Annotated in this window: 11 protein-coding genes; 3 read left to right on the forward strand and 8 right to left on the reverse strand. The window is 36.7% G+C overall.

The window, feature by feature from the left end:
• Positions 1–159: 159 nt before the first annotated feature.
• Entirely contained in the window at positions 160–1,437 is a 1,278-nt protein-coding gene (locus tag N784_RS08320; protein WP_036834061.1) for an MFS transporter, read from the forward strand.
• Positions 1,438–1,463: 26 nt separating this feature from the next.
• On the opposite strand, the gene N784_RS08325 is transcribed toward N784_RS08320, so the two are convergent.
• The 8 genes from N784_RS08325 to N784_RS08360 form a co-directional block, all read right to left on the reverse strand.
• Positions 1,464–1,754 carry a late competence development ComFB family protein gene (locus N784_RS08325; RefSeq protein ID WP_036834062.1) on the reverse strand — a complete coding sequence of 97 codons (291 nt, stop codon included), beginning with the start codon at positions 1,752–1,754 and terminating at the stop codon, positions 1,464–1,466.
• 88 nt (positions 1,755–1,842) lie between these two features.
• Positions 1,843–2,160: an ArsR/SmtB family transcription factor gene (locus N784_RS08330; protein ID WP_036834063.1), complete on the reverse strand. Its 318-nt coding sequence runs from the start codon at positions 2,158–2,160 to the stop codon at positions 1,843–1,845.
• A 142-nt stretch (positions 2,161–2,302) separates the two neighbouring features.
• The gene (locus N784_RS08335) at positions 2,303–3,202 is read right to left on the reverse strand and encodes a cation diffusion facilitator family transporter (protein WP_036834065.1); all 900 of its coding nucleotides are present in this window, start codon (positions 3,200–3,202) and stop codon (positions 2,303–2,305) included.
• A gap of 122 nt (positions 3,203–3,324) precedes the next feature.
• Complete coding sequence (locus N784_RS08340) at positions 3,325–3,624, reverse strand: rhodanese-like domain-containing protein (protein ID WP_036834067.1); 300 nt, start codon at positions 3,622–3,624, stop codon at positions 3,325–3,327.
• A gap of 21 nt (positions 3,625–3,645) precedes the next feature.
• Positions 3,646–4,014 (reverse strand): rhodanese-like domain-containing protein, encoded by a 369-nt coding sequence (locus tag N784_RS08345; RefSeq protein WP_036834069.1) that lies wholly within the window; start codon positions 4,012–4,014, stop codon positions 3,646–3,648.
• 553 nt (positions 4,015–4,567) lie between these two features.
• The gene (gene arsC, locus N784_RS08350; RefSeq protein ID WP_036834071.1) at positions 4,568–4,987 is read right to left on the reverse strand and encodes an arsenate reductase (thioredoxin); all 420 of its coding nucleotides are present in this window, start codon (positions 4,985–4,987) and stop codon (positions 4,568–4,570) included.
• Positions 4,988–5,113: 126 nt separating this feature from the next.
• Complete coding sequence (locus N784_RS08355) at positions 5,114–6,412, reverse strand: arsenic transporter (protein WP_036834073.1); 1,299 nt, start codon at positions 6,410–6,412, stop codon at positions 5,114–5,116.
• 15 nt (positions 6,413–6,427) lie between these two features.
• On the reverse strand, positions 6,428–6,772 hold the full coding sequence (locus tag N784_RS08360; RefSeq protein ID WP_036834076.1) for an ArsR/SmtB family transcription factor: 345 nt from the start codon (positions 6,770–6,772) through the stop codon (positions 6,428–6,430).
• Positions 6,773–6,984: 212 nt separating this feature from the next.
• Between N784_RS08360 and N784_RS08365 the strand changes: the two genes are divergently transcribed.
• Together N784_RS08365 and N784_RS08370 are read left to right on the forward strand one after the other, a co-directional pair.
• Positions 6,985–7,719 carry a hypothetical protein gene (locus tag N784_RS08365; RefSeq protein WP_036834078.1) on the forward strand — a complete coding sequence of 245 codons (735 nt, stop codon included), beginning with the start codon at positions 6,985–6,987 and terminating at the stop codon, positions 7,717–7,719.
• Between the two features lie 2 nt (positions 7,720–7,721).
• Positions 7,722–8,468 (forward strand): NAD-dependent protein deacylase, encoded by a 747-nt coding sequence (locus tag N784_RS08370; RefSeq protein WP_036834080.1) that lies wholly within the window; start codon positions 7,722–7,724, stop codon positions 8,466–8,468.
• Positions 8,469–8,531 lie beyond the last annotated feature (63 nt).

The following is an 8,531-nucleotide window of genomic DNA, read 5'->3' on the forward strand; positions in this document are numbered from 1 at the left end:
ATTTCTCTGCATTCAACTATATTCCTTCCAATTCTTAATAAAATCTACAAATAACATTACATAGGGATTCCATCTCTAGACGGAGGAAAGTTCCTCCCATCGCACGTTAGAGTAAAGTTCCATCACCTATATACTAAAGTTATCATTAAGATGAAAGGGATGAGGAAATTGAAACAAACGTTAGCTGTTTTTCGTAATCGCACCTACACCAAAATATTTCTAGCTGCTGTTACATCAAGAATAGGTTCTATTGTAGGCATTACTGCATTTATGTTCTATTTATTAGATAGGTTCTCTACCCAACCGGTTTATGCAACGCTAACAGAAATGATGTATTCAGCGCCAACATTACTCGTATTCGTATTTACCGGATTTGCCGCTGATCGGCTTGATAGGCAAAAGGTCGCCTATTATGCAGATTTAATTTGTGGAGGGCTATCCATCGTCTTATTACTATCCATTTGGACGGAATGGATGCCCCTTATCTTTGCTACCTTATTTCTCCGTAGTTCTGTAAGTAAATTTTTTGCACCTGCTGAAATGAGTATTGTGCAAGGGGTTTTAACAGAAGAGGAATACACTGCAGCTGCCGGTTTAAATCAAATGATTGCAGGGGTCTTCAGCCTGTTTGCCACTGGTCTAGGACTAGGTGTTTATTGGCTTGTTGGTATTTCAGGAGCAATTATCATGGATGGAATCTCCTTTTTTCTTTCAGCTGCACTTATAGCATCTTGTGCTATTCCTGAACATGTCCGTCAACCAAACGGTAAATTCTTTATGAAGGATATTCACTATCGTGCAATCATCATCGATTTTTCAGCTGGATTACGTTATATTTTCAACCACTCTTTATTAAAGGCACTTATCGGAGGGTTTTTTATTTTCGGTATTGTTAATGGTGCTTTCACCGTAATCCCGATTTATATGTTGAAATACAACTTAGCTCCAGAAACCTATGAACAATGGTCCGTTATTGTAGGAATTGTTTTTGGTAGTTGTATGATAGTTGGAAGCATATTGTCACCGATGATTATTCATAAAATACGGATTCATATTTCCGTTTCTTGTGGGTTAATCATTGCTGGTTTCATTGTCATCGCTTGTGGATTTTCCCAACATATCGCCTTCTACATCTTGATGATGGCTTTACTAGGTTTGTCATTGCCACTGACGAATATTGCAATTGGTGGTTGGTTACCGGCTATTGTCGATAAGAAGATGATGGGAAGAGTAGAGAGTTGGATTATCCCCATCTCGATGCTATCTCAAACGGCTACTTTAGGTATTATATCCATAGGCTTTCCCTCTTTCTTCTCGATTTCGAGTTTATATTTCCTTTGTGGAGTGATTTTACTTATCGTTGGAATTTGTTACACAATTTTGTTACCTAAACTATCAAAAAAACACACAAATTCGCTACATGTACAAGAAGCATAACCACGAGAAAAAACACTCAAGCGCCTTTACTTGAGTGTTTGTTTATGATTCGGATATTTACCTACAACATGAATGGCATTAATAATCCGTTTATTAATCCACTTAAGGTTTTCTGTTGTATTCAACAATTCGAACGCTTGTCTTCTTCCTTGTTCTGTCGTGACATAGTGGCTCGGTAAAGTATTTAAACTAAGTGCTAAGATTTCATTTCTACATTGCGTACATTTACAGAACGTTTGATAATCAGCACTATTTAACAATACAGTAATAATGCTAATGGAAACTTCCTCCATAACATTTGTAACTTCTCTATTCATCGTTTCCGTTACTTCCCATCCAAGGTTAATTTAACGTATACCATCATATCGCAAATAGTTACAAATGTTAATGAAAAAATATTAGAAATCAATCGTGTTGGGCATGGTGTATCGTTTGATGTAACATTCGCATCACATGATCATCATCAATTGAATAATAAATGGACGTCCCTTCCCTGCGATGTGTCACTAAGCGTAAATTCTTCAAGAAGCGCAATTGATGAGATACCGTTGATTGTTGCAACGATAGCGTATGAGATATGTGTGATACGGATGATTCTTGTTGTGATAATAAATATAAAATACGCACGCGAGTTGGATCAGATAAAGCCTTAAACGTTTGTGTGACAATAAATAGTGTTTCCTCATCGAGTTCTTCCAAATCGATAGGAGTAGAATCAGACATATCCTCAACCTACCTTTCTATTTTTCCTTGTTTTGCTGACCTTTTTTAATAGCTAAGTATAAAAATAAACCAAATAGTATAAAAACAGAAATCGCCATAACAAATAAACCAACAAACAATCCGTTAAACATGATCATCCCCCCTATTCATGTTGATGAGCATGTTCTATTATACACCCCTCACCTTCATATTCAATCTCAACTGTAATATGAGAAAAATGATAAGCTTGTATAATACGCTTGATTGCTTGCTTCACTTCATAAGTGCCTTCTTTCGTTACATCTTCTGTAACGACTACATGCGTAGAAAAGGCGTGTTGTTCTCCATCTAACGACCAGACGTGTGTATGATGAATCGACTTTACGTTTGTAATATCAAGCAGTTTTTGCTGTATGTCTTCCATGTCAACTTCTTCTGGAACCCCTTCTAGAAACAGTATCATCGTTTTCTTGAAATTAATTATAACATTGTACAATATATAGACGGTAATCCCTACCGAAAGCAATGGATCAAGGATAGGTATATCTTTAAACATTAACACAATACTTACAATTAAAACCGCAACCCATCCAAGAACATCCTCCAGCAGGTGCCATGTCATTACTTTGGCGTTCATCGTGTCACCGCCACGTAATTTGAATACAGCTGCTCCATTTACAATGACACCTAAAATCGCTAACATCAACATACCAGTCGCATTCGGTGATTCGGGCTGAAACAATCGTGGTATTGCTTCTGTTAGAATAAAGACAGATCCGACGATTAACACAACGCTGTTGATGAGCGCCGCTAATAAAGAAAAGCGTTTATAACCGAATGTAAAATCATTCGTTTGCTCTTTATTAGAAAACCTCTGCAAAAACCAACCTAATCCTAAGGAAATTGAATCCCCTAAATCGTGGAGTGCATCCGACAATATCGCAATACTATTTGTAAGCAACCCTCCAATAATTTCAACAATCGTAAAACTGAGATTAAGAAAAAAAGCAAACCCCATGTTTTTACTATTTTCATCGTGATGATGGTGATGGTGATGTCCCATACGACCCCTCCTTTAATATATGATTATATGTTCATATATTAATGTTAATGTTATTTACACACATTGTCAAATAAAAAAAGATAGATGATTGTTTTCACCTATCTTTTCTATCTTTATTGTATTTATGCGGTTTTACCTGTCCAAGCCAGCATACCGCCTTCCATGTTAATGACAGTAAATCCTTCACTTGCAAGAAATTGAGCAGCACGGCTACTACGACCACCAGAACGACAAACCATTACATATTCTTTAGTTTTGTCTAAGTCATTGACGCGATCTTCAATCGTTCCAAGAGCTATGTGAGTAGCACCTGGGATCATACCCTCTTCTACTTCCTCATCTTCACGAACGTCAATAATGTTCAATTGTTGGCCTTCTTCTTCTAATTGCTTACGAACTTCTTCAGCTGTTAATGTACGCATGTGTATATTCCTCCTACATAGTTATTTCCAAGCATTCATTCCGCCTTGTACGTTGGTAACGTCGGAAAATCCTGCTTTCTTTAATATTTTTGTGGCAGCCAGACTGCGCGCACCACTTTGACAAATGACAACAACTTCCTTAGATGTATCAAGGGATTGCGTGTTATGCTTTAATGTTTGTAAAGGGTAATTTTTGAATTCTTTAATATGATTTGCTTGATACTCCCCTGGCGTTCGAACATCAATCCATTGTTTCTGATTTTTGTACTTTCGTAAATCGTCTTTTAATTGCCCTGTTTGAATCGTCTTTACTCCTTTTGCAGGAAGTAATTTATTTAGAACAAATAAAGCAACTAATAATATCATACCAATAGTAACAATTGTTTGCATTATGTTTGTTTCGCCTCCTCAAGTACCCCTAAGGGTATAATAAAATAAATAAACGAAAACGTCAACACTTCACACTACAATCAATTTCAAAATTAAACTATCCTTATTGAAATCCAACAAATATAAGTGGAGAAGAAGCTAGAAAAGCAATAATTAAAATTACCACTAAAATCCATTAGAGTAGGCCAGACTCCCACACCTTTAGAAATAGTAGTTTAAATTCAGCAAGTAGTTGTTGTGGAACGAATTATAACTAAAATTGTGGAAAGTGGATGTTAAATGATTACTAATCATGGGTGAGTCTTGTGGAAAGAACATTTTTGCTTCCTTCATAACTTAATCAACACTAGCACTATGTAATGCTCTGCCGAAAAGATGAAGAATATACCTTTCAATGGTTAATTAGAAATAGTGCAAAGACATGAAGCAAATCAAGCTATAGCGAATTTGTTCTCAATCAAACCATTCAAGTCATCTCTTTTTACATTAATATATAAATATATGCTTATATTGTGAAGGAAGGAAAGCTATGGGACTACTCATAGCCCCATATTTATTCACCAGTTTCCGCAAAACGTTTAATTCTTTCTCCAATTTCATCTCGTACACGCTGGAAAACCACCCATTTTTCTTCCTCTGTTCCTTCGGCTTTTGCGGGGTCATCAAACCCCCAGTGTTCCCGTTTCACATGAGATGGTGTCATTGGACAACTATTTGCTGCATCCCCACAAAGTGTAACAGCCAAGGTTGCATTGTTTAAAACCTCCGTATCAATAATTTCTGATTTTTGATCAGAAATATCAATGTCTACTTCATTCATCGCTTTGATTGCATTAGGATTTAAACCATGAGCTTCAATTCCTGCACTTTTTATTTCCCAATCTTCCCCAAGATAGTGTTTTCCCCAGCCTTCAGCCATTTGACTTCGGCAAGAGTTCCCCGTACATAGGAAATAGATTATTTTTTTGTTCATTTTAATTCTCCTTACTATTTTGTGCTTCTTTTTTTACCAATACTAATATGAAAAATAAACCAACTAAGTAATCAAGGAACTACAAATGGCCATTCATATTACCATCTCCCCTAAAAATAAATTGCTTTATACCATCAATAACGTTACATAGAGTCCTAATAAAGTAATGAACAGGATTGGTATCGTTAAAATAATTCCTGTTTTAAAATAGGTCCCCCATGAAATCTTTACACCTTTTTGCGATAAAACATGAAGCCATACTAACGTTGCAAGAGAACCAATTGGAGTGATTTTTGGTCCTAGGTCAGATCCAACCACATTGGCGTATATGAGTGCTTCTTTCAAAACTCCAGATGTATTCGTCTCTGCAATCGCTAAAGCATCAATCATAACCGTAGGCATATTGTTCATAATGGATGATAAAAATGCTGCAATAAAGCCCATAGCCATTGTAGCTACAAATAAGCCTTGTTCTGCTGCTGCTTGAATGACAGTAGCTAGTGCAGCAGTAAGCCCGGCATTCCCTAATCCATATACCACTACATACATTCCGATGGAAAAGAACACGATATTCCAAGGTGCTCCTTTAATAACTGCTTTCGTATCAACTGCATCACTGTTTCTCGCCATAAAGATAAAGAAAATCGCTATCATCCCTGCAACAATAGAAACAGGAAGATTAATGAACTCACTTACAAAGTAACCACTAACTAATAAGGCAAGAACATACCATGATAGGCGGAACATTTTACGGTCTTTAATGACATCTACTGGTTCACTTAATTTAGATATATCATACGATCTTGGGATACTTTTTCGGAAATAAATCAATAATACCGCAATCGTTGCAGCGAGAGAGAAAAAGTTTGGAATAATCATTCTAGAAGCGTATTCCACAAACCCAATGCCAAAGAAGTCAGCTGAGACAATATTAACCAGGTTACTCACAACAAATGGTAGAGAGGTAGTATCTGCAATAAACCCACTAGCCATAATAAATGGGAAAATCATTTTTTCTTCAAAATTTAAATTCCGAACCATTGCAAGAACAATCGGTGTAAGTATTAACGCTGCACCATCGTTAGCAAAAAAAGCAGCTACAATCGCACCCAAAATACTTATATAGACAAACATTTTTATCCCGTTACCTTTGGCAATTCTGGCCATATGAAGTGCAGCCCACTCAAATAATCCAATTTCATCTAATATTAGAGATATTAGAATAATAGCAACAAAAGCCAAGGTAGCGTTCCATACCATTTCAGTTACTTCTATGACATCACTAAATCCAACCACACCTACTAATAAGGCTAGAATGGCTCCACCAATTGCGGACCATCCAATCGACAACCCTTTAGGCTGCCAAATTACTAAAACAAGTGTTACTAAAAAAATTAAAATGGATAATATAAGCGTTGATGACAAACCTTCTCCCTCCAATTAACCACACGTAATTCGTGTACCTTGTTCTTCTAATTCTTTCAATTTATAATCTTGACTAGGTAATTGATTAAGAAGTTGCTGAATAAATGGATAATATTCATTCGTTTTATTTAACGAGTAAAAAATCCATTGTCCTCTTCGCTCTTCTTTAACCAAACCAACATCTCTCAATTTTCGAAGATGTTGACTTATGGACGGTTGACTAGCTTTAAAGATCTCAACAAATTCACAAACACAGCAATCATGTGTATCGAGTATCTTTACCATTGTTAAACGTGTTTTATCACCTAACAATTTTAAAATGATTGCAGCTTTATCCATTTCCATTGCAGTTTTAAGCATGTTTCTTCACCACCCATCCTTTTTATATTATCATATAATTAATTGCTTATATACGCAATAAGTTATATGATCTACTGAGGAAAAAATATATGACCTTACTAAAAGCCTTGTTGCGTGGTTCTTTGTTCTATCTTCATGACATTCTACCTTTCCATATTGTACAATAAAAAGAAGATGGCTATTTCAAATAAGATTGCTAGGAGTGAACGAGCGTGAGGGGTATTTACACCATTGTGGTAGTTGCACTCTTTCTTATAGCATGTACACAAGAGGAGCAAACAACCGTAGCAGAAAACCAGCAGCAACCGATAAGTCCCGAAACCGATGATGAAGATCAAAACGCCTTTACCTATCCTGAAATAAAGCTAGAAGCTGCAGGCGTAAATTATGCTTTTCCTACAAAAGAATTGCCGCTACTGTACACCTTTTTACAAGGAGCAGGGAATCCAGGCAAGCAAATAGAGGAAATGAAGCTAGTGCCGCTTCCCCATTCGGATCCGAGAACATCTTATTTTGTTATCCAGTATGGTTGTGTGCAAACCGATTTATGTTCCCAACTATTCGTAAAGCGTACAGCTGATGCGCTTCAATCTAAGCTTGTTGGTGATTTAGTTTCGCTTCAAAGTGCAAAGTTCTCGCCAGACGAATCACATGTACTCCTTACCTTTGCACCACAGGCATCAACTCGCTCCTCGTTTTCAAACAATAATCCTGTCATTATTAATACAGCACGACTTACTAAGGTAGAAACAACAAGTCCGAACTCGTTATCAAAACGCCAAGACTGGCCAATTCTCGACAGTAAGTGGATAAACAATGAGCACATTGAATTGACGATTCCTAATGTTGCTTCTCCTTCTAATGAAGTATTACAGAAACAGGAATATTTTGATGATTCAAACGTTCAATCTATTACATTAACAATTAATGACGACAAAGAGGTGTAAACATGGAACAACTACAAGCAATTACCGAGCAAATAAAACGAGCAAACCACATCGTCATCTTAACTGGTGCTGGAGTAAGTACAGCAAGTGGTATTCCTGATTTTCGTTCGACAGATGGCATTTGGGAACAAGATCGCTCTAGAGAGTATTATATGTCTGCAGATTATTTCTTTAAAGACCCCGTTGACTTCTGGAACAAATACAAGCAAATCTTTCGTATTAAACTAATGGGTCAATACGGTCCGAACGATGTACATACGTTTTTAAAACAATTAGAGAATAATAACAAAGAGATTTCCATCATTACACAAAATGTAGACGGCTTACATGCCCAAGCTGGTAATAAGCATGTCGTCGAATACCATGGTAGTTTACGAACGGCAACTTGTCCTTCTTGTGGTGCAAATTATGATTTAAACTATATTTTACAATCCGAAACTCCGACATGCGTGAAATCATTTGGAAATCATTCCTGTGGGGATATTTTGAAACCCGACATCGTTTTATTTGGCGATGCCATAACAGAACATGATAAGGCAGAGGCAATAATCGATCAAGCAGACTTCTTACTCGTGTTAGGGACTTCTTTATTCGTGATGCCTTTCAACTTCTTACCTGAATATGCAAGCATGCAAAACGTACCGACTGCACTCATTAACGGTGAGCCAACTTTGAAGGACAGATTGTTTGATTATGTTATTCACGATGATTTATCCAAAGTTGTCGAACAAATGAAGGCACAATTGTAAACCATCAAAGAGACTGGGACATAACCGATTGAAAATCGAGTAGAGGGAAAAGTTAAGTAACTT

The organism is Pontibacillus litoralis JSM 072002, from assembly GCF_000775615.1.
Lineage (GTDB): Bacteria > Bacillota > Bacilli > Bacillales > BH030062 > Pontibacillus > Pontibacillus litoralis.

Bases quoted from the DNA above. Each gene is read 5' to 3' on its own strand.
- N784_RS08320 (WP_036834061.1), top strand. From the start codon at position 160: ATGAGGAAATTGAAACAAACGTTAGCTGTTTTTCGTAATCGCACCTAC.
- N784_RS08325 (WP_036834062.1), bottom strand. From the start codon at position 1,754: ATGAATAGAGAAGTTACAAATGTTATGGAGGAAGTTTCCATTAGCATT.
- N784_RS08330 (WP_036834063.1), bottom strand. From the start codon at position 2,160: ATGTCTGATTCTACTCCTATCGATTTGGAAGAACTCGATGAGGAAACA.
- N784_RS08335 (WP_036834065.1), bottom strand. From the start codon at position 3,202: ATGGGACATCACCATCACCATCATCACGATGAAAATAGTAAAAACATG.
- N784_RS08340 (WP_036834067.1), bottom strand. From the start codon at position 3,624: ATGCGTACATTAACAGCTGAAGAAGTTCGTAAGCAATTAGAAGAAGAA.
- N784_RS08345 (WP_036834069.1), bottom strand. From the start codon at position 4,014: ATGCAAACAATTGTTACTATTGGTATGATATTATTAGTTGCTTTATTT.
- arsC (WP_036834071.1), bottom strand. From the start codon at position 4,987: ATGAACAAAAAAATAATCTATTTCCTATGTACGGGGAACTCTTGCCGA.
- N784_RS08360 (WP_036834076.1), bottom strand. From the start codon at position 6,772: ATGCTTAAAACTGCAATGGAAATGGATAAAGCTGCAATCATTTTAAAA.
- N784_RS08370 (WP_036834080.1), top strand. From the start codon at position 7,722: ATGGAACAACTACAAGCAATTACCGAGCAAATAAAACGAGCAAACCAC.